Source organism: Streptomyces sp. NPDC057654 (genome assembly GCF_042800135.1).
Classification (GTDB): domain Bacteria; phylum Actinomycetota; class Actinomycetes; order Streptomycetales; family Streptomycetaceae; genus Streptomyces.
In genome coordinates this window covers 1-24,398 of record NZ_JBHVHQ010000030.1, presented here as the reverse complement: position 1 = coordinate 24,398, position 24,398 = coordinate 1, and the positions used below count along the sequence as shown (strand labels likewise).

The following is a 24,398-nucleotide window of genomic DNA, read 5'->3' as shown; positions in this document are numbered from 1 at the left end:
TTCGGTGTGTTCGGGAAGCGTTTTCGGCAGCGGGGGCTCGTACCCGTGCTGACGTCCGTACGGGCTCCCGCGCCCGTACCGTCAGCGGGTCGCGCCCGTCACGAGCCAGCGGCCGGAGCGGGTGCGCAGCCACAGGGTCGCCATCCGGACGGCCATCATCAGGGCCATGGCCCACCACAGGGCGGTCAGGCCGCCGCCGAGGGCGGGGACGAGCAGCGCGACGGGCGCGAAGACGGCGAGTACGGCCAGCATCGCCCAGGCGAGGTACGGGCCGTCGCCGGCGCCCATGAGCACGCCGTCGAGGACGAAGACGACGCCGGCCACGGGCTGGGTCAGGGCCACCACGAGGAGCGCGGGCAGCAGCGCGCCGTGTACGGCCGGGTCGGTGGTGAACAGCGGGATGAACAGCGGGCGGGCGGCCACGACGAGCACGCCGAGCACCACTCCCGAGGCGATGCCCCACTGCACCATGCGGCGGCAGGCGGCGCGGGCGCCGTCGGTGTCGGCGGCGCCGAGGTAGCGGCCGATGATGGCCTGGCCAGCGATGGCGATGGCGTCCAGGGCGAAGGAGAGCAGGCTCCACAGGGTGAGCACGATCTGGTGGGCGGCGATGTCGGCGTCGCCGAGCCGGGCGGCGACGCCGGTCGCGATCATCAGGACGGCGCGCAGCGAGAGCGTACGGACCAGGAGGGGCGCGCCGGCCTGGGCGCACGCCCGTATGCCGGCGGCGTCGGGGCGCAGGGACGCGCCGTGCCGGCGGGCGCCGCGGATGACGACGGCGAGGTAGACGGCGGCCATGGCGCACTGGGCGATGACGGTGCCCCAGGCGGAGCCGGCGATGCCGAGCCCGGCGCCGTAGACGAGGGTGATGTTGAGGGCGGCGTTGGCCGTGAAGCCGCCGACGGCCACGTAGAGCGGGGTGCGGGTGTCCTGGAGGCCGCGGAGGACGCCGGTGGCGGCGAGGACGATGAGCATGGCGGGGATGCCGAGGGCGCTGATGCGCAAGTAGGTGACGGCGTAGGGGGCGGCGGTGGGCGAGGCGCCGAAGAGGTCGATGAGGGCGGGGGCGGTGGGCAGCACGACGGCGATGACGGCGGCGCCGAGGAGGAGGGCGAGCCAGATGCCGTCCATGCCCTGGCGGATGGCGGCCGGGAGGTCGCCGGCGCCGACGCGGCGGGCGACGGCCGCGGTGGTGGCGGAGGCGAGGAAGACGAAGACCGAGACGGCGGTGGTGAGGAGGGCGGCGGCGACGCCGAGGCCGGCGAGCTGGGGGGTGCCGAGGTGGCCGATGACGGCGCTGTCGACCATGACGAAGAGGGGCTCCGCGACGAGCGCGCCGAAGGCGGGGACGGCGAGCGCGATGATCTCGCGGTCGTGGCGGCGGGCGCTGCGCTGCTCGCGCGTGGGGGCCTGGGGCATGCGGTCAATCTAATCTTCCACAGGTAAGTGCTGCAAGTACTATTGGGGCCTTACGGCTTGTGGCGTCGGGTGCTCGTCGGTGCGCCGTTTGTCGTGATCTTGGGCCGGGTGGGGAAGTTTTTCTTCTCAACAGGCCCTGGATGAAGAAATCGCAGGTCAGGGTGGTGAGATTGAAGCGATTGTGTGTTTGTCCACAGAGATTTCCCCCACCCCGTGCACAGGTATCGGCGACTTCTCCACAGGATGGGGGCCGTCATCCACATGGTCTGTGGATAACAAGATTGGCGCACGGTCTCCACGGGCCTACCGTGGTCCGGCGCCCGCCGCATGTTCCGGCCCTCGCGACTCGTGAACTCGACGCGCCGTAACCGGAGTCGGGTGTCCTATTTGTCAGAGCCGTGCCGTAAGAAAGAAGGGCATGGCGAGGTCCGCGTCGCGGACGGGAGGAGGTGGCGGGGTGAGCATGGCTATGCCTGAACCGCCCATGGAAGACCCCTGGGCGGACGCCGGTCCCAGCGACCGGCTCCCGGTCTCCCGGCCCCGGCGCGGCGAGGGCAAGGGCCGCGGCGAGCAGCACGACCGCGGCGACGAGGGCTCCTCCTGGCAGGGCGGCGGCTTCGAGCGCGTACCGCCGCAGGACCTCGACGCCGAGCAGTCCGTGCTCGGCGGCATGCTGCTCTCCAAGGACGCGATCGCGGAGGTCGTCGAGGTCCTCAAGGGCCCCGACTTCTACCGCCCCGCGCACGAGACCGTCTACCAGGCGATTCTCGACCTCTATGCCAAGGGCGAGCCGGCCGACCCCATCACGATCGGGGCGGAGCTCACCAAGCGCGGCGAGATCACCAAGGTCGGCGGCGCCGCGTATCTGCACACCCTGGTGCAGTCCGTCCCGACGGCCGCCAACGCCGCGTACTACGCCGAGATCGTCCACGAGCGGGCGGTCCTCCGGCGGCTGGTCGAGGCCGGCACCCGCATCACCCAGATGGGATACGCGGCCGACGGCGACGTCGACGACATCGTCAACAGCGCCCAGGCCGAGATCTACGCCGTCACCGAGCAGCGCACCAGCGAGGACTACCTCCCGCTCGGCGACATCATGGAGGGCGCGCTCGACGAGATCGAGGCGATCGGCTCCCGCAGCGGCGAGATGACGGGCGTCCCGACGGGCTTCACGGACCTGGACGCCCTGACGAACGGCCTGCACCCCGGCCAGATGATCGTCATCGCGGCCCGGCCTGCCATGGGCAAGGCGCTCGCGCTGGACACCTCGCTGCCCACCCCGACCGGGTGGACGAGCATGGGCGACGTCACAGTGGGGGACCTTCTGCTCGGCTCCGACGGCAGGCCGACGCGGGTGGTCGCCGCCACCGACGTCATGGTCGGGCGCCCCTGCTACGAGATCGTCTTCGACGACGGCACCAAGGTGGTCGCCGATGCCGATCACCAGTGGCTCACCGATACGCGTGCGTCCCGTAGGTCCGCCCAGGAGCACGGCGCGGAGCGGCAGACGGTCTTCGCCGCCGTCAGGACGACCAAGGAGATCGCCGAATCGGTCCATTGCGGCACCGAGCAGCGGCTGAACCACTCCGTGCGGAACACGGCCGCGCTGGAACTTCCCCCTCGGGAGCTTCCGGTGCCGCCCTACACGTTCGGCGCCTGGCTGGGCGATGGTCACAGTGACGCCGCGCGGCTCACCACCGCGGACCCGGAGATCGTGCGTCGCGTCATGGAAGACGGGTTCACGACACGGCAGGTGGGCGGCGCCGGGATCACCTACGCGCTGGGCTTCGTCGTCGAGGAGGAGCCGGAGCCTCAGCGGCGATCCTGCGTGGTCTGTGGCCGGATGTTCCTGCCCAAGCTCGCCCACGTGCGCAGTTGTGGCCAGTCATGTGGCGGCAAGGCCCGATTCGTCTCCGATCCGGTTGCCCCCACGACGTGCGCGGATTGCGGCGTGGAGTGTTTTTCCTCCGCCGCCACGCCCCGGTGCCGTCGGTGCCGAGGGGCGCACGGCAGCCTGCTCACCACGTTGCGGGCCCTCGGAGTGCTGGGCGACAAGCACATCCCCGAGGAGTATCTGCGTGGCTCCATCGCCCAGCGGAAGGCGTTGCTCGCCGGGCTGCTGGATACGGACGGCACGGTCAACCGGACCGGATCCGTGCAGTTCGCGGTCGTCAACAAGGCCCTGGCGGACGGGTTCTGCGAGCTGCTGGCCGGCCTCGGGTACCGGTACGGGCGGCAGGCCAAGACCGTCAAGGGCCGTTCCGCGGAAACCTCCGTCGCCCACATCATCACCTTCACGCCCACCGACGAGGTCTTCGGACTGGAGCGGAAGCGGCGGGTGCACGCGGATCGACGGCGGCCCGCCACCCCCCGGGTGACGCAGCGGTACATCGCCGAGGTTCGCGAGGTCACGAGCGTTCCCGTGCGCTGTGTTCAGGTGGACAACGCGGACCATATGTATCTGGCGACCCGGTCGATGGTGCCCACGCACAACTCGACCCTCGCGTTGGACTTCGCCCGCGCCTGCTCCATCAAGGCCAACCTGCCCAGCGTGATCTTCTCCCTCGAAATGGGCCGCAACGAGATCGCGATGCGCCTCCTGTCCGCCGAGGCGCGAGTGGCCCTGCACCACATGCGTTCCGGCTCCATGACGGACGAGGACTGGACGCGCCTCGCCCGCCGCATGCCGGACGTATCGGCCGCGCCCCTCTACATCGACGACTCCCCGAACCTGTCGATGATGGAGATCCGCGCCAAGTGCCGCCGCCTCAAGCAGCGCAACGAGCTCAAGCTCGTCGTCATCGACTACCTCCAGCTGATGCAGTCCGGCGGCTCGAAGCGCGCCGAGAGCCGCCAGCAGGAAGTCTCGGACATGTCCCGAAACCTCAAGCTCCTCGCCAAGGAGCTGGAGCTGCCGGTCATCGCCCTCTCCCAGCTCAACCGTGGCCCCGAGCAGCGTACGGACAAGAAGCCGATGGTCTCCGACCTGCGTGAGTCGGGCTCGATCGAGCAGGACGCCGACATGGTCATCCTGCTGCACCGCGAGGACGCGTACGAGAAGGAGTCGCCCCGCGCGGGCGAGGCCGACCTGATCGTGGCCAAGCACCGAAACGGCCCCACGGCCACGATCACGGTCGCGTTCCAGGGCCACTACTCGCGGTTCGTGGACATGGCGCAGACCTGATCCTGGGACCAGCTCGCGAGGAGGCCGAGGGCGCGTTTCGAGGGGGAGCCGGGTTCGGCGGTGTAGACGTACAGGGTCGTGTCGGGGTCGCCGGGGAGGGCGAGGGTCTCGTATTCGACGGTGAGTTCGCCGACGAGGGGGTGGTTGAGGCGCTTGGAGCCGTGGGTGCGTTGGTGGACGCGGTGCCGCTCCCACCATGCGTCGAACGCGCGGCTGCGTTCTCGCAGGTCGGCGATGAGGGCGGCGGTGGCCTGGTCGTCGGGATCGCGGCCGGCGTCCAGGCGCAGGCTCTCGACCGCGGCGCGCGCCTGGTCCTCCCAGTCCGTGAACAGCGCGCGGGCGGCGTCGTCCAGGAACATCCAGCGCGCGTAGTTGCGTTCGCGGGGCGGAAGCTGCTCGAAGTCGGCGAACAGGGCGCGCGCCATGCGGTTGGCGGCGAGGATGTCGGTGCGGCGGCCGAGTACGAGGGCGGGCTCGCCGTCGAGCGCGTCGAGGAGCTGGCGGAGGCCGGGGCGTACGCGCTGCGCGGCGGCCGGTCGCCGACGGTGGGCCGGCGCGGCGGTCACTCCGATGAGGTCGCGGAGGTGGGCCCTGCCCGCCTCGTCGAGTGCGAGGGCGCGGCCGATCGCCTCGATCACGGCCGGTGAGGGCGTGATGTTCCGGCCCTGTTCGAGTCGGGTGTAGTAGTCGGCCGAGACGCCGGCCAGGCGCGCCACCTCTTCTCGGCGCAGACCCGGAACGCGGCGTACGCGGCCGTCCGAGGGCAGGCCCGATCTGGACGGGTCGCCCTGGCCTCGGGCCCGTTTCAGGAAATCGGCGAGTTCATGGTTCTTGTCGGCCACACATTCCAGTGTCAGGGACGGTGACGGCTTGTGGCTGGTCCTGTGCGTCCTAGGTTCCCGTCCTAGGTTCTCGTGTCCTGGGTTCGGCGGTCCGCGGTACGGGCGGCCGCGGTTTCGCAGGGCTTGGTGTGCGGCCCCGGCGGGGGTGGTCGCGGGGCAGGGTGGATGTGTGCCGACCAGGTCCGTCCGTGGCCTGCGCTACGGGGCCGAGGCCGCCGCGCCGATCGTGCCCGGCACCGGCCGTACCCGTCCCATCGAGAGGAACCGTGTCCCCATGAGCGTCCCCACCCGCAAGATCCTGATCGTCATGTCCGCCGCCAGTGTCTGGGAGCGCACCGACGGCTCGGCCTATCCGACCGGCTACTGGGCCGAGGAACTGGCCGCCCCGCACGAGAAGTTCATCGAGGCCGGGTACACGGTCGACTTCGCCTCCCCCGGCGGGGTGCTGCAACCGCTCGACCAGCACAGTGCCGACCCGGAGCTCGCCGGTGCGGACTGCGCCCGCCACGTGGCGCACGCGGAGAAGGCGCTACGGGAGTTCGGCCCCCTGCTGAAGTTGAACGAGGTCCGCGTGGACGGCTATGCCGCTGTGGTGCTCCCCGGTGGCCACGGCCCGGTCGTGGACCTGTACCAGGACGCTGATCTCGGCCGTCTGCTGACCGCCGCGGACGCGGCGGGAAAGCTCGTCGGAGCCGTCTGCCACGGCCCGGCCGCCCTGCTCAGCGCCGTGGACGCGGAAGGGAAGTGGCTGTTCGCCGGTCGGGAGATGGCCGCGTTCACTGATGAGGAGGAGCAGTTGTTCGGCACGGCCGAGGGCGCGCCGTGGCTGCTCGCCTCCCGGCTGCGGGAGATGGGCGCCGTGCACTCCAGCGGTCCGGCCTACCAGCAGTTCAATGTGTCCGACCGCAACCTGTACACCGGACAGAACCCTGCCTCCAGCACGCGCATGGCCGAGGACATGATCGCTGCGCTCGGCTGAGCGGCCCGGCTTGCGAGCAGCTTCCAGCGGCACCGCGCCGCTTTCGTTTGCCGCTTTCGTTTGCTGCTGTCGACTGCTGCTGTCGACTGCCGCTGCCGACTGCCGCTTTCGTTTGCCGTCTTTGATTGCCGTTTTGATTGCCGACAGGGGACGGTCGCTGCCGGATTCGGACCAGGCGGAGGGGCGGCGCGGCCTACGGTGTGGAGAAATCGGCGCTCGGGGGAGCTCTGGAGGCGTATATGGACAGCTATCGCGGTACGCGGACGGCCTTGATCGTGGGTGCGGGGATGGGCGGGCTGACAGCGGCGATCGCTCTGGCCCGCGACGGGTGGCAGGTCGAGGTCGCCGAGATCGGCCCGGCGGAGGCTGCCGCCGGATGGGGGCTGTGCCTCACCGGTCCCTCGCTGCGCGCCCTGGACGAGCTGGGGCTCGCGGACACGTGTATCGCCGCGGGGTACGGCATGAGCACGATCACCCACGTGGACGCGGACGGCGAACCGGCGGGCGAGACCCAGTTGCCGCGCCTGATCGGTGCGGGACGGCCGTCGGCGGCCGGGATCGCGCGGCCCGTACTGCACCGCATCCTGTACGCGGAGGCCGAGCGGTGCGGCGTGGTGATACGCCACCAAGTCACCGCTGCCGCGGTGGCACAGGATCAGGAGACGGGGCTGGTCCGCGTGCGGTTGTCGGACGGGACGGAGCGACACGTCGCGCTGCTGGTGGGCGCGGACGGCGTCCGGTCCGCGGTACGGGGCCTGCTGGGGTTCGAGACCTCGATCGACTATCACGGGCTGATGGTCTGGCGGGCTCTGGTGCCGCGGCCGGCGTGGGCCGCCGGGATCCATCAGTTCGGAGGGAAGACCGACACGGCCGGCGTCGTGCCGATCTCGGACAGCCAGGCGTACGTGTTCCTGACGGAGAACGGCGGGGAGCGCGGCGCCCTGCCGGACGACGAACTCGCCCCGCGCATGCGGCTGCTGCTGGAGCGCTTCCCCGGCCGGGTGCGGGAGTTGCGCTCCCTGGTCTCCGCGTCGGAATCGGTGGTACGCCGCCCGATACTGACGGCGTTCCTGGAGGGCGGCTGGAACCGCGGCAGCGGCGTGGTCATCGGCGACGCCGCGCACGCTCCCGCACCGCATATGGCCAGTGGCGCCGCGCTGGCCATCGAGGACGGGCTCGTACTCGCCCGTGAACTCGGGCGGCACGAGACCGTCGGCGCGGGGCTCCAGGCGTTCGTCGACCGGCGCATGCGGCGGTGCCGCACGCTCGTGGAGACCTCGGTCGTGATCGTCGGCCTGGAGCAGGAGCAGCGTTACGGCGAGATGTATCCGCTGGTCGCTTCCTGCCATCGGCTCATGGCCGATCCGGTCTAGCGACGAGGGCGGCATGGCCGACAGGCCGCCAGGTGAGGGGACAAGTCAGCTGACAATGGGCGCCCCGGCTCGCAGAGCTCACAGCTCACAGAGAGGCGCCCACCGACGTGACCACCGTGCCGACGCCGCTGCGCAACCACCTCATCACCAGGTCCCGTAACCCCGCCGACCTGCTCAACGCCGCCACCCGCCTGTTCGGCGGCTCGATCGCGACATCGCCGCTGGACGGGCTGGGCGACGGCGGCCACCACGAACTGCGCGGCGTCGCCGCACACGGCTTCGCGGTGGGCTGTTTCACCTCGCCGCTGGACGTGCGCGTCTCCTCGGCGCCGGGCCGCGGCCGAGGCTCGTACTTCGTCAACATCGGTGTCTCCGGTGCCATTTCGGCATCGTGCGGCGGCCTTCGGGCGACGCTCGACGGGGCGACGGCGGGGGTCGCCAACCCCGGGGACACCCAGGAACTGCGGCCTCTGCGCAGCCGGCGGACGCGGTTCCTGGGCCTGCGGATCGATGCCGCCCTGGTCGACCGGGAATTCGCCGCGCTGGCCGGGCATCCGCCGACGTCCCCCGTACGCTTCGATTTCGCTCTCGACCTGGGCGAGCCCAAGGGCCGGGCGGTGCGGCTGCTGGTCGGTTCCCTCCTGGAACAGCTGGATTCGAAAGACCCGCTGTTCCAGCGCGCGGAACTCCAGCGCAGCCAACTGCACTGCCTCGTCAGCGCCCTGCTCCTGGCCCAGCCCCACTCGCACACCGGCGAACTGCACGACGGCCCGCGCCCCGGCCATCCGCGCTCCTTGCGGGCAGCCCTCGCGTTCATCGAAGCGCACCTCTGCGAACACATCGGCCTCGACGACATCGCCGCCGCCGCGAGATGCAGCCCGCGAACCCTCAGCTCCGCCTTCCGCGCCCGACTCGGCCTCTCGCCCATGGCCTACGTCCGTAACCTGCGGCTCGACCGCATTCGCGAGGACATCCTCACCACCACGGACCCCATCGGCACCATCGCCTACCGCTGGGGTCTCTCCCACCTCGGCCGCTTCGCCGCCGCCTACCGCACCCGCTTCACCGAACTCCCCTCCGAGACCGCGGTCCGCAGATAGTCCGATTCCCCCCGCCTTCAGTTAGGCGGTCCGTACGCTCCAAGTCACTCCGCCACGGGCACGCACTCGCTCAGCAAGTCCACGACGTCGCGCCACGCGCGCTCCGCGTGTTGTGGGTGGTGGCCGACGCCGGGGAGGAGGGTTTGGGCGACGGTGGGGTGGTGGAAGGCGTGTTGGGCGCCGCCGTAGACCGTCAGGCGCCAGTCGACGCCCGCGGACTGCATTTCGGCGGTGAAGGCGTCGCGCTGCGCGGCGGGCATGATCGGGTCTTCTGAGCCGACGCCGGCCCATACGGGGCAGCGGATGTGCGCGGCCTCGCCGGGGCGGCCCGTGGTCAGCGCGTTGACCGTGCCGATCGCGCGCAGGTCGACGCCGTCGCGGCCCAGTTCCAGGAGGATCGCGCCCCCGGTGCCGTAGCCGATGCCGGCGATCCGGTCGGGGTCGGTGCGGGGTTCGGCGCGCAGTACGTCCAGGGCCGCGTGGCCGATGTCCCGCATGCGGTCGGGGGAGGCGAGCAGCGGATTCACGTACGCCAGCATTTCCTGCGGGTCGGTGAACCAGCGGCCGCCGTTGATGTCGAAGGCCAGCGCCGCGTAGCCCAGTTCGGCGAGGGCGTCGGCCCGGCGGCGCTGGAAGTCGTTGAGTCCGGGGCCCTCGGGCCCTATCAGCACCCCGGGGCAGCGGCCGGAGCCTGCCGGGAGCGCGAGGTGCCCGACCATCGTCAGGCCGTCGGCCGGGTATTCGACCGTACGCGTGGTGACCGTCGTGGGCGTCGTCGTCATGGATTCGGACCTTAATGAGTGCCGGGGGCGATCGGGTCCGTCTTCACCGTCGGCGGAAAAAGGGGGCGGGGCCCGTACGCCCGTAATGGCGGTGAACGTGGGGCACGTACGTCCTAGGGTGCGGGCATGAGCGCTTCCTTCACCGCCGCCGCATCCGCAGAGTTCCACGACCTGCTTCCCGCCACCCGCCGCGCCCTCGCGCACCGCATCGCCGTCGCCCAGTCCGAGGGCCGTTCGCCCTCCCTGGTGGGGGCAGTGGTGAGGGAGGGGGAGACGGTGTGGTCCGGGGCGTGCGGGGCGGTCGACGGGCAGCGGCCCGACGCCGATACGCAGTACCGGATCGGTTCGATCACCAAGACGTTCGTCGCCGTCCTGGTGCTGCGGCTGCGCGACGAGGGGCTGCTCGACCTCGCCGACCCGCTGCGCAAGCACCTGGACCGCGACCTGGCCGGCGCCCCGGCCGGGGCGGGGGACGCGACGGTCGCCCAACTCCTCTCGCACACCGCGGGCCTGGCCGCCGAGGCGCGCGGCCCCTGGTGGGAGCGGACGGACGGCGCGCTGCGGCCCGCGCTGGCGGATGTGTTCGGCGAGGGGGCACAGCCGCACCCGGCCGGGCGGCGGCACCACTACTCCAACCCCGGTTTCGCGCTGCTGGGCGCGCTCGTCGAGCGGCTGCGCGGCGGTGCGCCGTGGCACGAGGTGCTGCGCCGCGAGGTGCTGGAACCGATGGGCATGCGCCGTACGACGCCGCTGCCCGCCGCGCCGCACGCCGACGGCTGGGCGGTCCACCCGTGGGCCGACGTGATGCAGCGGGAAAACGTGGTCGACACGGGGCTGATGGGACCGGCGGGGCAGTTGTGGTCCACGGCCGGGGACCTCGCACGGTTCGCCGCGTTTCTGCTGCACGGCGACGAGCGGGTGCTGAGCGCGGACACGCTGGCGCGGATGCGCGAGCCCGCGGCCGGGCCGGAGGGCGAGCACTGGGACGGCGGCTACGGGCTCGGCGTGCAGCTGGCCCGTTCGCAGGGCGGGGTGCTCTTCGGGCACACCGGTTCCATGCCCGGTTTCGTCGCCGCGCTGTGGGTGAACGCGGCGGAGGCCGTCGCCGGGATCGCGCTCGCCAACGTCACCGCAGGCCCGCCGACCGGCGTCGTCGCCGCCGACCTCGTACGGATCGTCGCCGAGCACGAACCCCGCTTCCCGCAGCCGTGGCAGCCGCTGCCCGCCGCCGATCCGGAGCTGCTCGCCCTGACCGGGCCCTGGTACTGGGGCGCCACGCCCCTCGCGCTCCGCCTCCGCGCGGACCGCGGGCTGGAGCTCCGGCCCCTCGCCGCGCAGGGCCGCGCGTCCCGCTTCCGCGCGGAGGCGGACGGCACCTGGACCGGCCTGGACGGCTATTACGCGGGCGAGGTGCTGCGGGTGGCCCGTACCGGGGCGGGCGAGGTCAGCCACCTCGACATCGGCACGTTCGTCTTCACCCGGCAGCCGTACGAGCCGGGGGACGCGGCGGTTCCGGGGGGCGTCCACCCCGAGGGCTGGCGGTAGGGAGCAGAGGCCGCGGGCTGGATACGGCTGCCGTGTACAGAAAGCGGCGGACGTACGCTCGATTGCAAGACCTCGATTGCGAGACAACGAGATATCAGGCCGCCGCGCGCGGCGCATCATCTGGAAGGCCACCGTGACCACTGCGAATCCCGTCCCGGCCCTGCTCGACCTGCCGCCGCTCACGGCCGCCCACTTCGCGCGCGTCGAGGACAAGATCGCCTCGCTGCTGCGTACGCGCGCCGACGTCGTCGCCATGCAGGGCGAGGCGCTGCTGCCGCTGGAGGCGTGCATCCGCTCGGCCGTGCGCCCCGGCTCCACGGCGCTGAACATCGTCACCGGCCCGTACGGCGAGACGTTCGGCGGCTGGATGCGTTCCTGCGGGGCGGAGGTGGTGACCGTCACCGCGCCGTTCAGCGGCGCGGTCTCCGCGGAGCAGGTGGCCGACGCGCTGCGCGAGCGGCCGGAGATCGACTTCGTGTGCCTGGTGCACGCGGAGGCCGCGACCGGCAACACCAACCCCGTCGCCGAGATCGGGGCCGTGGTGCGCGAGCACGGCGCGCTGCTGATGCTCGACGCCGTCGCCTCCGTGGCCGCCGAGCCGCTGCTGACCGACGAGTGGGGCGTGGACCTCTGCGTGATCGGCGGTCAGAAGGCGATGGCGGGGCCCGCCGGGGTGTCCGCCGTGTCGGTCAGCGCACGCGCCTGGGCGCGGATCGCCGAGAACCCGCAGGCCCCGCGCCGTTCGTACCTCTCGCTCCTGGACTGGAAGGAGAGCTGGATCGACGGCGGCCGCGCCGCGCTGCCGCACGCGCCGGCCCAGTTGGAGATGCTCGCCCTGGAGCAGGCCGCCGACCGCGTCGAGGCGGCGGGGTTGGCCGCCGTCATCGCCCGCCACCGGGGAGCGGCCGCGGCCACCCGCGCAGGTGTACGGGCACTGGGCGCCCTTACTCCGTACGTCACCCGTGACGTGGACGCCGCTCCGGTCGCCACGACGCTGCGGGCCCCCGAGGGAATGGACGCGCGCGAGTTGGTCGCTGCCGCCTTGGCCGCCGACCCGGCCGTACCGGTGCAGGCCGCGGCGGGCGAGCTCGCCAAGGAGATGATCCGCGTCAACCACTACGGACTCGCCGCCGACCGGTCCGTCGTGCTCGCGTCGCTGGCGGCGCTGGCCGAGGGGCTGCGCGTGCTGGGAGCGGACGTGTCGGGGGCGGACGCCGCGGCGGAGGCGGCGGGGGCCGCCTGGTCCGGGGTTGTGGGCTGAGAAAACGGGTGAGGGGTGGGGGCCGGTGGCTCCTGCCCCTTCTTTCGTCTTCTTTTCGCTCCTTTAATCGAACTCCAGTTCTATGCTTGCAGGTGCGCGACGTGCCTCCGCGACGGATCGTTGAAGGGGGAGGGCGCTGAGGCGCTGGTGGAGTGCCTGCGGCGCTTCCCGCCACGCGCTTATCGATCATGTTCTACGGGCCTGGCTACAATCGGAACGTCCCACCCGCTTGTTTCGGTTGCCCTACGGGACTGATCGCCCGCGCCTCCAGGAGCCCCGACCGATGACGGAATCCGCCGCCGCACCCTCCCGCGCGGACGCGCGGCGCAACAGGGCGCTCGTGCTGACGGCGGCCCGATCGGCGTTCGCGGAGCGGGGGATGGACGTTCCGCTCGGGGAGATCGCGCGGCGCGCGGGGGTGGGCGCGGGCACGGTCTACCGCCATTTCCCGTCGAAGGAAGCGCTGTTCGAGGCGGCCGTCGTGGACCGGATACGGCTGTTCGTCGACACGGCACGGGAGTTGGCGGAGGTGCCGGACCCCGGTCCGGTCTTCTTCCGCTTCCTGGCGTCGGTGGTGCGGCTGACCGCGCGGAACAAGGCGCTGTGCGACGCGCTGGAGGCGGGCGGGGAGGAGCGGTTCGGCAGGTCCGCCGGCCTGATCAGGGAGTTCGCGCAGGCCCTGGACGTACTCCTGACACATGCTCAGGAAGCGGGCGACGTACGGCGGGACGTGGATATCTCCGATGTACGGGCGCTGCTGCTGGCGTGTCTGTCGATGGAGCGGCGGCGGGGCGCGGGCGCTGTTCCGGGGCGCGGCGTGGCGCTGCTCTGCGACAGCCTGCGGCCTGGTCCGCACGTGACGAAACTTCCGGTCGCCGAGCTGAAGAAGGTCAGGAAAGACCGCAATAGCAGCAATGTACGTAACGAAACCGAGTGTGCGGCGTGCGGCACGCCCGTGTCCGCCGCGCGTACGGGTCGGCCCGCCCGGTACTGCGGCGGCGCGTGCCGCCAGAAGGCCCACCGCGAGCGGGCACGGGGCGGGCCGAACCGGCCCCGATGAATCGCGGGCCCGATGAGTCGTGGACGTAGGCCCCCGGTCGCGGGGGCCCGCGTCTAGAGCTGGTACTTGAAGCCGAGGTGGGACGCCTCGAAGCCGAGCCGCTCGTAGAACCGGTGCGCGTCCACGCGCACCGCGTCCGACGTGAGCTGCACCAGCCGGCACCCCTCGGTGCGCGAGGTGGCGATGGCCCACTCGATGAGCTCGGTGCCGAGGCCGCTGCCGCGCGCGTCCGCGTGTATGCGCACGCTCTCGATGATCGAGCGTGTCGCGCCCTGCCGCGACAGGCCCGGGATGATGGTGAGTTGGAGGGTGCCGATGATCTGGCCCTCGCGGACCGCCACGGCCACGTACTGGTTCGGGTCGTCGGCCAGCCGGGCGAAGGCGGTGCGGTAGGGAGTGAGGTCGTCGGGGGTTTCGCGCAGCGCGCCGAGCTCGTCGTCGGCGAGCAGGGCCACGATGGCCGGGATGTCGTCGGCGGTCGCCCGCCGGATCTCGATGTCACTCATGCCCGGACCTTACGCGGACGGCCCGCTAAATGATCAAGTGCCCGGTCGGGCTCCGGTCAGGAAACGGGCGTGAGGGACCGTACGGCGGCGACGAGCGTGGCCAGTTCGGGGTGGTTCGCGGCCTCTTCGAGCGCTTCGTTCAGTGCGGTGTCGTGTGTCGGCCGGGCCGCGTCGAGGAGTACGCGGCCGGCGTCGGTGACGTCCGTATAGATGCCGCGGCGGTCGGTGCGGCAGAGGTAGCGGGACAGCAGGCCGCGGTCCTCCAGCCGGCTGACCAGCCGGGTGGTCGCGCTCTGGCTGAGGACGACGGAGTCGGCGACCTGGTTCATCCGCAGGTGGCCGCCGTCGCCGTCGTGCTGGTCGCCCAGCACGCTCAGCACGGAGAACTCGCGCATGCTCAGCTCGTGCCCGGCCTGGAGCGCGCGCTCGACGTGCGCCTCGATCCGGCCGTGGAGGGAGGAGAGGGCGCACCAGCTCTGGGCGAGGCCCGGTGTGAGGGGGGCGGGCGCCTCGTCCGGAGCTGGTACGACCGTTGTGACCTGCTGAGACATGAGGGGCTCCCCCTTCGGCTTCGTCGACTGTTGTGTCGGTTTTCGCAGCGTGTCCCGCCCAGGATACCTCAGTATCACAATTTCCTGCGCCTGCAATTATTGTCCCCGCTCGAAAAGCCGGGCGGGATCCGCGGACCGAGATCTAGGCTCGGCCCCATGACGAGACTGCACTTGTTCGACATGGACGGCACGCTGCTGTACGGCACGGCCGCCGCGATCGAGATATCGCGGCAGCTCGGGGTGGAGCGGGAGATCGCCGAGCTGGAGAGCGCGTTCCTGATCGAAGGCATGACGCCGCCGGAGTTCGCCGTACGCGCCTGCGAGCTCTGGGGCGAGCTGCGCGAGGAACAGGTCGCGGCGGCCTTCGCGAGCGCGCCGTGGCTCGCGGGCATCCGCGAGGTCTGGGCCGCCATCCGGGCACGCGGCGAGCGGTGCGCGGTGGTCTCCCTCTCGCCGTCGTTCTTCGTGGAACGGCTGCTGGACTGGGGCGTGGACGAGGCGCACGGCTCACGCTGGCCCTCCGTGCCGTTCCGGGAACCGGTCGACCCCGCGGGCATCCTCGATGCGACGGCGAAAGTGAGGATTGCGGATGAACTTTGTGAGAAGTTCGGTCTGACCCGGACGGACTGCGTAGCGTACGGGGACTCGATGTCGGACGTGGCGCTGTTCGCCGCATTGCCCGTGTCGGTCGCGGTGAACGCGGATCATCATGTGCGGGATGCCGCCACGCATGCCTATACCGGGCGCGATCTCCGGGAGGCATACGAATTGGTCGGTGACCCACGGTAATTGGCCGTATCGCCCGTGAACGCGACAAGAAGTCGTCGCCGCCGGCGGTCGAAGGGTTGTGTATTCAACGACGCCCGGTATGGTCGTCCCCGGTTGGGCGCGATGCACAATCGTGACCCGGCGTGGGCTGCTCGCGGGCCGCGACGGATGGTCTCACCATAGAGGAACACGGCTGCTGTTACCCGGACTTCCCGATGATTGTCCGGAGGCGGGAAGGAAGGTGGCATGCTGCGCGGCAGAGAACTGCGTTCAATGTCACATGACTTCGGGCGTTGTCCGTTCTGTGGCGAACTGTGAGGCTGGTCGGACGTAGTTGGGAATTCTGCTCCGGAAGCGGATACCGAAGCGGATACCGAAGGCGGACCTGAAACGGGGAATTGCGGGCACCTTCCGGCTTCGGAAGTGCGAAGACCGACTGAAAGATGTTCGAGGCGAGGCAACTATGGACGCTCCGACCACCATGTCGGCCGAAGGCGGCAGTTCCGGCGGCGACGACGGCAATGGCGGTGGCGAGTGGGGCTGGTTCAGCCCGAGCAGGAGGCCCTCCCGCCCGCCGCGGCCCAGCGGCCCCCAGGGGGATGACGGCGAGCGGAACAGCGAGCGGAACGGCGACGAGCGTGACGGAGGCGACGAGCGCGACGCGGAGCGGATACCGGCCCGCCCGGCCCGCCCGAGCAGCCCGAGCCGCTCGGTCAGCCCGATACGGCCGATCGGCAGGGGCAACGAGCGCGGCGGACCGGTAGGTCCCGGCACCGCCACCAGCCCCGCCGGACCGGGTGCGCGCAGCGGTCCCACCAGCCCCGGCGGGCCGGGGGCGTCCCCAGGGCCCGCTGCCTCGGCGCCGCCGTCCCCCGCGCCGGCCTCCGAGCACACCCCCTCATGGGCCTCCGCGCCGTCCCCCGAACCGGACGAGCACCCCGAGCACACCGAGCACCAGCGCGCCCCCGAGCGCGTACCCCCGCAGGGAACGCGCCCCAAGGCCGGCCAAGCACCGCCGCCCGCCGCTTCCCCGGCCCCCACAGCCGCTGCCCCGGGCCCCGCCCCCGCCGCCGCAGCGCCTCCCGCACCCGCGCCCTCCCCCGCTCCCGAGCCCGCCCCCTCCTCCGAGCCCGCCTCCGCCCCCTCCCCCTCCGTGTTCGATCCGGCGGACGCCGTTCCCGCCTCGCCCGACGCGGTGCTCATCCGGCGCACACTGACCGAGATCGAGCCCATCGCGGACAAGGCGACCTCGTACTTCTACGCGCTCCTCTTCGTCCAGCACCCCGACCTGCGGGCCCTCTTCCCCGCGTCCATGGACACCCAGCGCGACCGGCTCTTCCGGGCGCTGCTCACCTCCGCCAAGCTCGTCGACGACCCGGACATCCTCACCGAGTACCTCTCCCACCTCGGCCGCGGACACCGGAAGTACGGCACCCTGCCCGAGCACTACCCTGCCGTCGGCGAGTGCCTGCTCGCCGCGCTCACCCGGTACGCGCCGGAGACCTGGAGCGAGGCCGCCGAGGCCGCGTGGGTGCGCGCGTACACGGCGATCTCGCAGATCATGATCGACGCGGCGGCCGAGAACGAGCGCCACGCCCCCGCCTGGTGGCAGGCCGAAGTCGTCTCGCACGAGCGCCGGACGCCGGACATCGCCGTCGTGACCGTACGGCCCGACCAGCCCTACGCCTTCCTCGCGGGCCAGTACACGAGCCTGGAAACCCCCTGGTGGCCGCGTGTGTGGCGGCACTACTCCTTCTCGTCCGCGCCCCGCCCGGACGGCCTGCTCTCCTTCCACGTCAAAGCCGTGCCCGCGGGCTGGGTCTCCAGCGCGCTGGTGCACCGCGCCCGCCCCGGCGACGTCATCCGGCTCGGGCCCCCCGCCGGTTCCATGATTGTGGACCACACCACTGACAACGGGCTGCTGTGCCTGGGCGGCGGCACCGGGATAGCCCCGATCAAGGCCCTGGTCGAGGACGTCGCCGAACACGGCCGGCGCCGCCCGATGGACGTCTTCTACGGCGCGCGCCACGACGACGACCTGTACGACATCGACACCATGCTGCGGCTCCAGCGGACGCATCCCTGGCTCTCAGTGCACCCGGTGGTCTCCGACGGGCCCACCGCCGGCGGCATCGCGGGCCCGCTCCCGGACGCGGTCCGGGAGTACGGGCCGTGGAACGCCTACGACGCTTACCTCTCCGGCCCGCCCGGCATGATCCGCAGCGGGGTGGACACACTGAAGGGCATCGGTATTCCGTCCCATCGAATACGGCACGACTCCCTCGAAGAGCTTGTGGCGGCAGGGGGTTGAGATCTTTGTACGGAGTCGGACCCGAGCAGTTGACCGCCGTCCGGCCGGCGGCGAAAGCGCCCTTGCCGGGCAGCGATGGCGAGCACGAGATGCAGCGGCGCATGGGAACGGTGCAGCGGGCCGAGAAGTTCTACGGCGATCAAGTGCTGGACCATCTCAATGCGCGCATGCGGGATTTCGTGGTCCGGCAGGAGATGTTCTTCCTGGCCACCGCCGACCGGCACGGCGAATGCGACAACAGTTTCCGGGCGGGCCCGCCCGGCTTTCTGCGGGTCCTGGATGAACGCACGCTGATCTACCCCGAATACCGGGGCAACGGAGTCCATGCCAGCCTCGGCAATCTTTCCGAAAACCCCCATCTCGGCATTCTCATGGTCGACTTCACGCATGACCGGATAGGGCTGCACATCAATGGCAGGGCCCGCACGGTTTCCGACGCCGAACTGCGCGTGAGCCACCCCGGGCTGCCCGTGGACCCCGTTCCGGGCCGCCGCGCCCGGCTGTGGGTGGAGGTCGGCGTCGAGGAGGCGTACATCCACTGCCGCAAGCACATCCCGCATCTGGTGAAGGCGGATCCCCGACAGCGGGAGGCCGAGCGGCGCGAGCGGGGCGAGGGCGAGCGGAGCGAAGGGGATTGGGGCACGGACGACTCGCGGCGCAAGGGCGGCGATTTCTTCGGCACGGCGGCCCAGGCGGCGGAGCGAGCGCGCGAGGCGCGCGGGCGCACGGAGGCCCAGGAGTGGCAGCGCCGCGCCGAACGGGCGCTGGAACAGGCTCGCCGCTGGCAGCCGTTGGAGCCGCAGGAACAGAGCGAGCCGTTCAGAGGCTGGTTCGGCTAAAGGCTAAAGGCTAAAGGCTAAAGGCTAAAGGCTAAAGGGCAGAGGCCAGAGGCCAGAGGCCATCGGAGAGGCTGGAGGCGGGAGCGTACGCCCGCCTCCTCGGCCCCCTCGGCTCAGATCCGCTCAGCTCAGATCCGCCGCGAGCAGCGACCGTACGCCTTCGATGTTCGCGTCCAGGTAGGCGCGCAGCGAGGGCGGCACCACCTCCACCGAGGCGATGCCCGCGCGTGTGAAGGGGACGCGCACCACGTCGTACGTACCGCAGGGCTCGTCGACCTCCGGGCCGTGCCGCTGCGAGAGGTCCATCGACGCGAGGCGGCAGACGAAGAAGTGCTGCACCTTCACGCCGCGGGCGGCGGCGCCCTCCGGGTGCGTGACGGTGTCGACGAAGGCCGGGACCACGTCCGTCACCTTCGCGCCGAGCTCCTCGTCGACCTCCCGGTGCAGGGCGTCGACCACTGTCCCGTCCTCGGGCTCCACGCCGCCGCCGGGGGTGATCCAGTACGGGGCCTCGCCGGGTTTCGTGCGCTTGATGAGGATCATTTCGAGGGCGTCGTCCGCACCGCCTCCGGCGCCGGGGCCGGTTTCGGCGGCGCTGTCGAGCAGGATGGCACGGGCGGTGCGCTTGACCACTGGACGTTCGGTCATAGGTGACAGATGCCGCGCGGGACGGCCCTCGAAACCCATCGTCATCAGGGAACAGCAGCCGCCCCGTACTGCGGGGCCGCCCGGCGCGGCCGTGTCCGTCACCAGCCGTCGGCGGCCCGCAGCAGCCATTCGTGCGCCCGCGCGAGGTGGGGATGGCCGAGCGTTCCGGCGCGTACGACCAGGTAGTAGGTGCGCAGCGGCGGCACCGGCGGGTTGAGGAGGGCGACGACCTCGCCCCGGTCGAGGGCCTCGGCGCACAGATAGCGGGGCAGCACGCCGATCCCCGCGCCGGCGGCGACGCAGGCCAGTACGGACCGCAGGTCGGGGGCGATGACGGCGCCGGGGGCGGTGGGCTCGGCGTCGAAGACGGACGACCAGTAGCGGGCGACCAGGGGCAGGCACTCGTGCACCTCCACGACGGGGAGGTGTTCCAGCAGCGGCGCGCCCTTGGCGTGCACGACGGCCGGTCCGCCGAGCCGGGCGGCCCAGCGGGGCGCGGCGACGAGAACGTGTTCCTCGTCGCACAGGGGGGTGGGGCTCAGCAGCCGGCCGCGCGGGCGGGCGGTGGTGATGACGAGGTCGTGGTGGCCCGCGGCGAGGCCGGTGAGGAGTTCCTCGGTGGTGCCGTGGGCGGCGCGTACGGCGAGGCCCTGGTCGACGAGCGGGGTGAGGGCGGGCAGCGCGCGCAGGGCGGTGAACTCGGGCGGGCCGGCCAGATGCAGGGTGCGGGCGGGCGACTGCTCGTCGATCCCGGCCTCGGTGATCTTCAGCAGGGCGTCGAGGTGGGGTGCGACCTTGTGGGCGAGCTCGTCGCCGGAGGTGGTGGGGGAGACACCGCGCGCCTGGCGGAGGAAGAGGGGGCGGCCGAGCTGTCGCTCCAGCGTGCGGATCTGGCCGGTGACGGCGGGCTGCGAGAGGCCGAGGAGGGCGGCGGCGCGGGTGAAGGACCCGGCTCGGTGCACGGTGACGAAGGTGCGTAAAAGGGCTAAATCCATGCATTCCCCTCGGGATTGATGCTGCCTGTCGTCGGCGAGCCGCGGTCCGCCGTCTGCGATCCGTCGCCCGGCCCGGCGGAACTATAAATAAGTCGATAGGACGGTGGTGCTAGCGTGATTGGACACTGACGCAGAGTCAACTAGCCTTGTTCGCGCGGTTCATCATGCGTTGAACCGGGACGGCTCAAGCCACGAGGGGGGAGGCTTGAGCCGTCCGCCGTGCGTAGGGCGCGCTAGTAGGACGTGCTAGTCGGCCGTGCCAGTTGGAAACCGCCCTGTCAGCAAGGCTCAGCAGGGCTCAACAGGCCGCGGCGCCCGGCCGGCCGGCGGCCTCGTCCAGGGCCCGCAGCACGTCGGCGACCAGGTCGGCGGCGTCCTCCACGCCGACGGAGAAGCGGATGAACCCCTCCGGCACCGCGTCCCCGCCCCACCGCGCCCGCCGTTCGGCGCTCGACCGCACGCTGCCGAAGCTCGTCGCGTCGTCGACCAGCCGCAGGGCGGTCAGGAAGCGGTCCGCGTGCGCCTTGTCGGGCAGCGCGAAGGAGACCACGCACCCGAAGCGGCCCCCGAGCATCTGCGCGCTCGCGATCTCGTGCGCGGGGTCCGAGGGCAGCCCGGGGTGGCGCACCCCGGTGATCTCGTCCCTGGTCAGCAGCGCCGTGGCGAGGGCGAGGGCGTTCTGGGCCTGGCGGTCGACGCGCAACTGGAGGGTGGCCAGCGAGCGGTGCGCGAGCCAGGTCTCCATCGGGCCGGGGATGGCGCCGATGGTCTTGCGCCAGGCGCGCACCCCGGCCGCGAGGTCCGGGTCGCGGGTGGTGACGCAGCCGAGCAGGACGTCTCCGTGGCCGGTGAGCGCCTTGGTCGCGCTGGCGACCGAGAAGTCCGCGCCGAGGTCCAGGGGGCGCTGGCCGAGCGGGGTGGCGAGGGTGTTGTCGACGGCGACGAGCGCGCCCCGCGCGTGGGCGGCCTCGGCGAGGCGGCGGATGTCGCACACGTCGAGGCCGGGGTTGGAGGGGGTCTCGATCCACAGCAGCTTGGCCCCGTCGAGCTCGGCGAGCTGCCCGTTGTTGCGGGTGGGGGCCGTGCGGACCTCGACGCCGATGCCCGCGAGCCGCTCGCGGGTGGGGATGAGGAGGTTGTAGCCGTCGTCGGGGAGCACGACCGCGTCGCCGGGGTGCAGTTGGGACATGAGGACGGACGAGATGGCGCCCATGCCGGAGGCGAAGGCGACGGTCTCGGCGGGCGGGGCCTCGGCGCCGGGCGACTCCAGCTCCGCGACGGCCCGCTCCAGCAGGGTCCAGGTGGGGTTGGTGTCGCGGCCGTAGGTGTACGGGCCGCCGCCGTCGCCGGGCAGGTGGTAGTGGGCGGCGAAGACCGGGCCGGGCAGCGTCGGTTCGTTCGCCTCCGGTTCGGGCAGTCCCGCTCGTACGGCCCGCGTGCCGTCGCCTGTCATGTGCTCTCCTCGCTCGGGTAAGTCGGGCGGTCGGCCCGCTCGCTCGGGAAGCGGGGCCCGCCCCGGGCCCGAAGGCGACGGGACACTCCTGTGCCCCATCGGCCCCGGCCCGTCGTGCGGGTACCGCCGTCAGTCGTTCTCGTCCGGCAGGATCATGTGCATCGCCCAGGCCACAATCGAGATGATCACCCCGCCGACCAGGGCCGACCAGAACCCCTCGACGTGGAAGGACAGGTCGAGCTTGCCCGCCAGCCATGAGGTGAGCAGCAGCATCAGGGCGTTGATCACCAAAGTGAACAGCCCCAGCGTGAGGATGAACAGCGGGAACGACAGCACCTTCACGATCGGCTTGACGACGAAGTTCACCACGCCGAAGACCAGCGCCACGAGAATCAGCGTGAACGCCTTGCGGGTGGTGTTCTCACCGGACAGGGTGATGCCTTTGAGCAGCCAGATGGCGACCGCCAGTGCGGCCGCGTTGGCGATCGTCTTGACTACGAAATTCTTCATGGTGAGATCGTTGCAGACGGGATCGGCCCGGGAAGGGTCGGCACAGCAAGGGGTGGACGAGCATGAAGGCGTTCCGGCTGGATGAGCTGGAGGCGGAGCGGGCCGCGAACGACGGCGCGTATCTACAGTTTCTTCGCGAACGGAATATGTCGGTCGGGCTCTACGCCCTCGCCGCGGGCGAGGCCGACCCGCAGAGCCCGCACGCGCAGGACGAGGTGTACCTGGTGCTGAGCGGGCGGGCGTCGATCACGGTGGGCGCCGAGACGACGCAGGTCGCGCGGGGCAGCGTGGTCTATGTGCCGGCCGGGGTGACGCACCGGTTCCACCACATCGCCGAGGACCTGAGGGTCATGGTGGTCTTCTCTCCCCCTGAGAGCTGACCTGCTCTCCTGGCTCCCCGTAGGGGTCCGGTCAGGGGAGGACGGGGGCCGCGGGGCCCCCGTCGGCGCGCCCCGCCGCCTAGCATCGAAGGTGCAAGGGGAGACCTGGCGAGAACGCGACCGACGCGACTTGCGCGACTGACGCGACCGAGCGAATGGAAAGCAGGGGACGAAATGGCCGAGAAGGGGATATTCGGGGGTCTGCCGGGATGGGTGAAGTGGATCGCGGTGCCGCTCCTCGTCCTACTGGTGTTCGGCAGTCTGATCATGAGCGTGCTCGGCTTCGTCGTCAGCCTGCTCTTCAAGGCCCTGCTGCTGGTCGCGCTCGTCGGCGGACTCATCTACGTGGTAAGGAAGTTCACCTCCTCGTCCTCGTCGCACAGCGACTGGTAGACGGCCGCCGGACGCTCCGAGGCGGCCTGCCCCGCCGCCTTCCGGGGTAGCCCGGCTGAGGGACACCCCCCGCCAAACATCAACCTGAACGCGTTACTCCGGTTAGAGTGCGAATCGCTGACGCCTCCTTGTGGCGGTGGCTCGGGCGGGCCGGTCGACCCTCGGCCCGGCCGCGACGCCGACATCGCTCGTGCGTTCTTACGGCCCCTGGGCGGCGCAGTAGTGGCGGGGGCGGCCCCCGCAGACGGGTACGACACCCGTCGGCACGCCTGGGGGTGAACGTTGGCGACTGCGAATATCGGGGCTTCCTCCCAGCCGACTCTGATCGGATCGGTGCAGCGTGCGCTGCGTCTTCTGGAAGCAGTGGGCGCGCACCGGGACGGTGCACCTGCCAAGCAGCTCGCCCGTGAGGCGGGCCTGCCGCTGCCCACCGCCTACCACCTGCTCCGCACGCTGACCCATGAGGGATATCTGCGCCGGGAGAACGGCGTCTTCCTCTACGGCGACGCCGCGATGAGCCTCGGCGATGTGGACGGCCGCGAGGAGCGACGCGCCGGAATAGCCGGCACGCTGGCCGACATCGGCGAAGAACTCGGTGTTCCCCTCTACTTCGCGGCGTACCGCGAGGGCGAGGTCGACGTCCTCGCCGTCGCCGACGCTCCCGAGTTCCCGGCCGTACAGGAATGGGCGGATTTTCGCGAGACCGCGCACGCCCACGCGCTGGGTCAGTGCCTCCTCGCCCAGCTCGGCGAGGAGGAGCGCGACGACTACCTCGCCCGCCACCCCGTACGTCCCCTCACCCCGTACTCCGCGCGCGACCGCGCCGACCTGCTGCGCAGGCTGGAGAACCGGCACCGGCTCCAACCGGTGTTCGAACAGCAGGAGTACGCGCTCGGGACGGTCTGCGCGGCTTTCCCCATAGTCGCGGGGACCGCCGTGGCGACCATGGCGGTCTCACTTCCGTCGAATCGGGTGGAACAACTCCGTCCTGTGGTCGAGTCGTTACGCTCCAGAGTCGGTGAGCTCGTAAGCTCACTCTCGTTCTCTATCAGTATCTGAAAAATCACTCCTTGTGATCCGTTAGTCGTTGTCAGACGATGGCGTCAATAGGGCCATGAGGATTCAATCCCGGCCAAATCCGACGAACGCGGGGCATAGGGCTATGCGCGACACGGTTCAGGCAGAAGTGACCATGACCTTTCTCGTCTCCGAGGAGCTTGCTTTCCGTATCCCGGTGGAACTCACGTACGACAGCAACGACCCGTACGCCATCACGTTCACCTTCCATCTCCCCGGCGACGCGCCCGTAACATGGGCGTTCGCCAGAGAACTCCTGCTCGACGGGCTGAGCCAGCCCTCCGGCGAGGGCGACGTGCACATCGCGCCGGCCTCGTCCGAACACCTCTCCGACGTCTTCATCCGGCTGCAAGTCGGCGGTGAAAAGGCCCTGTTCCGGGCCGGCGCCGCCCCCCTCGTGGCCTTCCTCGACCGCACCGACC

General features: G+C 71.3%; 23 protein-coding genes. 14 read left to right on the top strand and 9 right to left on the bottom strand.

The genetic code is table 11. The features are described 5' to 3' along the window. Window positions 1–81: 81 nt before the first annotated feature. Entirely contained in the window at window positions 82–1,419 is a 1,338-nt protein-coding gene (locus tag ACFU99_RS04900) for an MATE family efflux transporter (RefSeq protein WP_384385823.1), read from the bottom strand. Between the two features lie 418 nt (window positions 1,420–1,837). On the opposite strand from ACFU99_RS04900, the gene dnaB reads away from it, so the two are divergent. After that, window positions 1,838–4,603 carry a replicative DNA helicase gene (gene dnaB / locus ACFU99_RS04895; protein WP_384385820.1) on the top strand — a complete coding sequence of 922 codons (2,766 nt, stop codon included), beginning with the start codon at window positions 1,838–1,840 and terminating at the stop codon, window positions 4,601–4,603. Here dnaB and ACFU99_RS04890 read toward each other — a convergent pair. After that, window positions 4,570–5,445 carry a helix-turn-helix transcriptional regulator gene (locus ACFU99_RS04890; RefSeq protein ID WP_384385817.1) on the bottom strand — a complete coding sequence of 292 codons (876 nt, stop codon included), beginning with the start codon at window positions 5,443–5,445 and terminating at the stop codon, window positions 4,570–4,572. The two genes, dnaB and ACFU99_RS04890, sit on opposite strands and share 34 nt — an antisense overlap. A 274-nt stretch (window positions 5,446–5,719) precedes the next feature. Between ACFU99_RS04890 and ACFU99_RS04885 the strand changes: the two genes are divergently transcribed. The 3 genes from ACFU99_RS04885 (at window position 5,720) to ACFU99_RS04875 (ending at window position 8,897) form a co-directional block, all read left to right on the top strand. Beyond that, window positions 5,720–6,424 (top strand): type 1 glutamine amidotransferase domain-containing protein, encoded by a 705-nt coding sequence (locus ACFU99_RS04885; RefSeq protein WP_384385831.1) that lies wholly within the window; start codon window positions 5,720–5,722, stop codon window positions 6,422–6,424. A gap of 239 nt (window positions 6,425–6,663) precedes the next feature. After that, the gene (locus ACFU99_RS04880) at window positions 6,664–7,797 is read left to right on the top strand and encodes an FAD-dependent monooxygenase (RefSeq protein ID WP_384385815.1); all 1,134 of its coding nucleotides are present in this window, start codon (window positions 6,664–6,666) and stop codon (window positions 7,795–7,797) included. A gap of 107 nt (window positions 7,798–7,904) precedes the next feature. After that, entirely contained in the window at window positions 7,905–8,897 is a 993-nt protein-coding gene (locus tag ACFU99_RS04875) for an AraC family transcriptional regulator (protein ID WP_384385812.1), read from the top strand. 44 nt (window positions 8,898–8,941) lie between these two features. On the opposite strand, the gene ACFU99_RS04870 is transcribed toward ACFU99_RS04875, so the two are convergent. Then, window positions 8,942–9,679 (bottom strand): dienelactone hydrolase family protein, encoded by a 738-nt coding sequence (locus tag ACFU99_RS04870; RefSeq protein ID WP_384385809.1) that lies wholly within the window; start codon window positions 9,677–9,679, stop codon window positions 8,942–8,944. Window positions 9,680–9,805: 126 nt separating this feature from the next. Between ACFU99_RS04870 and ACFU99_RS04865 the strand changes: the two genes are divergently transcribed. From ACFU99_RS04865 to ACFU99_RS04855, 3 genes are all read left to right on the top strand, one after another. Continuing rightward, window positions 9,806–11,224 carry a serine hydrolase domain-containing protein gene (locus tag ACFU99_RS04865; RefSeq protein ID WP_384385806.1) on the top strand — a complete coding sequence of 473 codons (1,419 nt, stop codon included), beginning with the start codon at window positions 9,806–9,808 and terminating at the stop codon, window positions 11,222–11,224. Window positions 11,225–11,357: 133 nt separating this feature from the next. Beyond that, on the top strand, window positions 11,358–12,485 hold the full coding sequence (locus tag ACFU99_RS04860; RefSeq protein WP_384385804.1) for a pyridoxal-phosphate-dependent aminotransferase family protein: 1,128 nt from the start codon (window positions 11,358–11,360) through the stop codon (window positions 12,483–12,485). Between the two features lie 283 nt (window positions 12,486–12,768). Continuing rightward, window positions 12,769–13,545: a TetR family transcriptional regulator gene (locus tag ACFU99_RS04855; protein ID WP_384385801.1), complete on the top strand. Its 777-nt coding sequence runs from the start codon at window positions 12,769–12,771 to the stop codon at window positions 13,543–13,545. Between the two features lie 53 nt (window positions 13,546–13,598). Here the strand turns inward: ACFU99_RS04855 and ACFU99_RS04850 are convergent, their stop codons facing one another. Then, entirely contained in the window at window positions 13,599–14,051 is a 453-nt protein-coding gene (locus tag ACFU99_RS04850; protein WP_384385798.1) for a GNAT family N-acetyltransferase, read from the bottom strand. A 56-nt stretch (window positions 14,052–14,107) separates the two neighbouring features. Beyond that, the gene (locus ACFU99_RS04845; protein ID WP_384385795.1) at window positions 14,108–14,602 is read right to left on the bottom strand and encodes a MarR family winged helix-turn-helix transcriptional regulator; all 495 of its coding nucleotides are present in this window, start codon (window positions 14,600–14,602) and stop codon (window positions 14,108–14,110) included. Between the two features lie 156 nt (window positions 14,603–14,758). Between ACFU99_RS04845 and ACFU99_RS04840 the strand changes: the two genes are divergently transcribed. From ACFU99_RS04840 to ACFU99_RS04830, 3 genes are all read left to right on the top strand, one after another. Beyond that, complete coding sequence (locus ACFU99_RS04840) at window positions 14,759–15,391, top strand: HAD family hydrolase (RefSeq protein WP_384385792.1); 633 nt, start codon at window positions 14,759–14,761, stop codon at window positions 15,389–15,391. 442 nt (window positions 15,392–15,833) lie between these two features. After that, the gene (locus ACFU99_RS04835; protein WP_384385789.1) at window positions 15,834–17,681 is read left to right on the top strand and encodes a globin domain-containing protein; all 1,848 of its coding nucleotides are present in this window, start codon (window positions 15,834–15,836) and stop codon (window positions 17,679–17,681) included. Window positions 17,682–17,770: 89 nt separating this feature from the next. Continuing rightward, window positions 17,771–18,520, top strand: a complete 750-nt coding sequence (locus ACFU99_RS04830) for a pyridoxamine 5'-phosphate oxidase family protein (protein WP_384385828.1) — start codon at window positions 17,771–17,773, stop codon at window positions 18,518–18,520. A 123-nt stretch (window positions 18,521–18,643) separates the two neighbouring features. Here the strand turns inward: ACFU99_RS04830 and ACFU99_RS04825 are convergent, their stop codons facing one another. The 4 genes from ACFU99_RS04825 to ACFU99_RS04810 form a co-directional block, all read right to left on the bottom strand. Beyond that, window positions 18,644–19,168 (bottom strand): NUDIX domain-containing protein, encoded by a 525-nt coding sequence (locus tag ACFU99_RS04825; protein WP_384385786.1) that lies wholly within the window; start codon window positions 19,166–19,168, stop codon window positions 18,644–18,646. A 98-nt stretch (window positions 19,169–19,266) separates the two neighbouring features. Next, complete coding sequence (locus ACFU99_RS04820) at window positions 19,267–20,163, bottom strand: LysR family transcriptional regulator (protein ID WP_384385783.1); 897 nt, start codon at window positions 20,161–20,163, stop codon at window positions 19,267–19,269. A 298-nt stretch (window positions 20,164–20,461) separates the two neighbouring features. Continuing rightward, window positions 20,462–21,616 carry a cystathionine gamma-lyase gene (locus ACFU99_RS04815; RefSeq protein ID WP_384385781.1) on the bottom strand — a complete coding sequence of 385 codons (1,155 nt, stop codon included), beginning with the start codon at window positions 21,614–21,616 and terminating at the stop codon, window positions 20,462–20,464. Window positions 21,617–21,745: 129 nt separating this feature from the next. Continuing rightward, window positions 21,746–22,126 carry a phage holin family protein gene (locus ACFU99_RS04810; protein WP_384385778.1) on the bottom strand — a complete coding sequence of 127 codons (381 nt, stop codon included), beginning with the start codon at window positions 22,124–22,126 and terminating at the stop codon, window positions 21,746–21,748. Between the two features lie 62 nt (window positions 22,127–22,188). On the opposite strand from ACFU99_RS04810, the gene ACFU99_RS04805 reads away from it, so the two are divergent. The 4 genes from ACFU99_RS04805 to ACFU99_RS04790 all read left to right on the top strand — a co-directional run. Continuing rightward, a complete protein-coding gene (locus ACFU99_RS04805; RefSeq protein ID WP_363225224.1) occupies window positions 22,189–22,506 on the top strand; it encodes a cupin domain-containing protein in 318 nt (105 codons plus the stop codon). 174 nt (window positions 22,507–22,680) lie between these two features. Continuing rightward, window positions 22,681–22,899, top strand: a complete 219-nt coding sequence (locus tag ACFU99_RS04800) for a DUF5326 family protein (RefSeq protein ID WP_363128623.1) — start codon at window positions 22,681–22,683, stop codon at window positions 22,897–22,899. 321 nt (window positions 22,900–23,220) lie between these two features. After that, on the top strand, window positions 23,221–23,958 hold the full coding sequence (locus ACFU99_RS04795; RefSeq protein WP_384385825.1) for an IclR family transcriptional regulator: 738 nt from the start codon (window positions 23,221–23,223) through the stop codon (window positions 23,956–23,958). Between the two features lie 103 nt (window positions 23,959–24,061). After that, on the top strand, window positions 24,062–24,398 hold a 337-nt coding region (locus ACFU99_RS04790; RefSeq protein WP_384385774.1), incomplete at its 3' end, for an SsgA family sporulation/cell division regulator.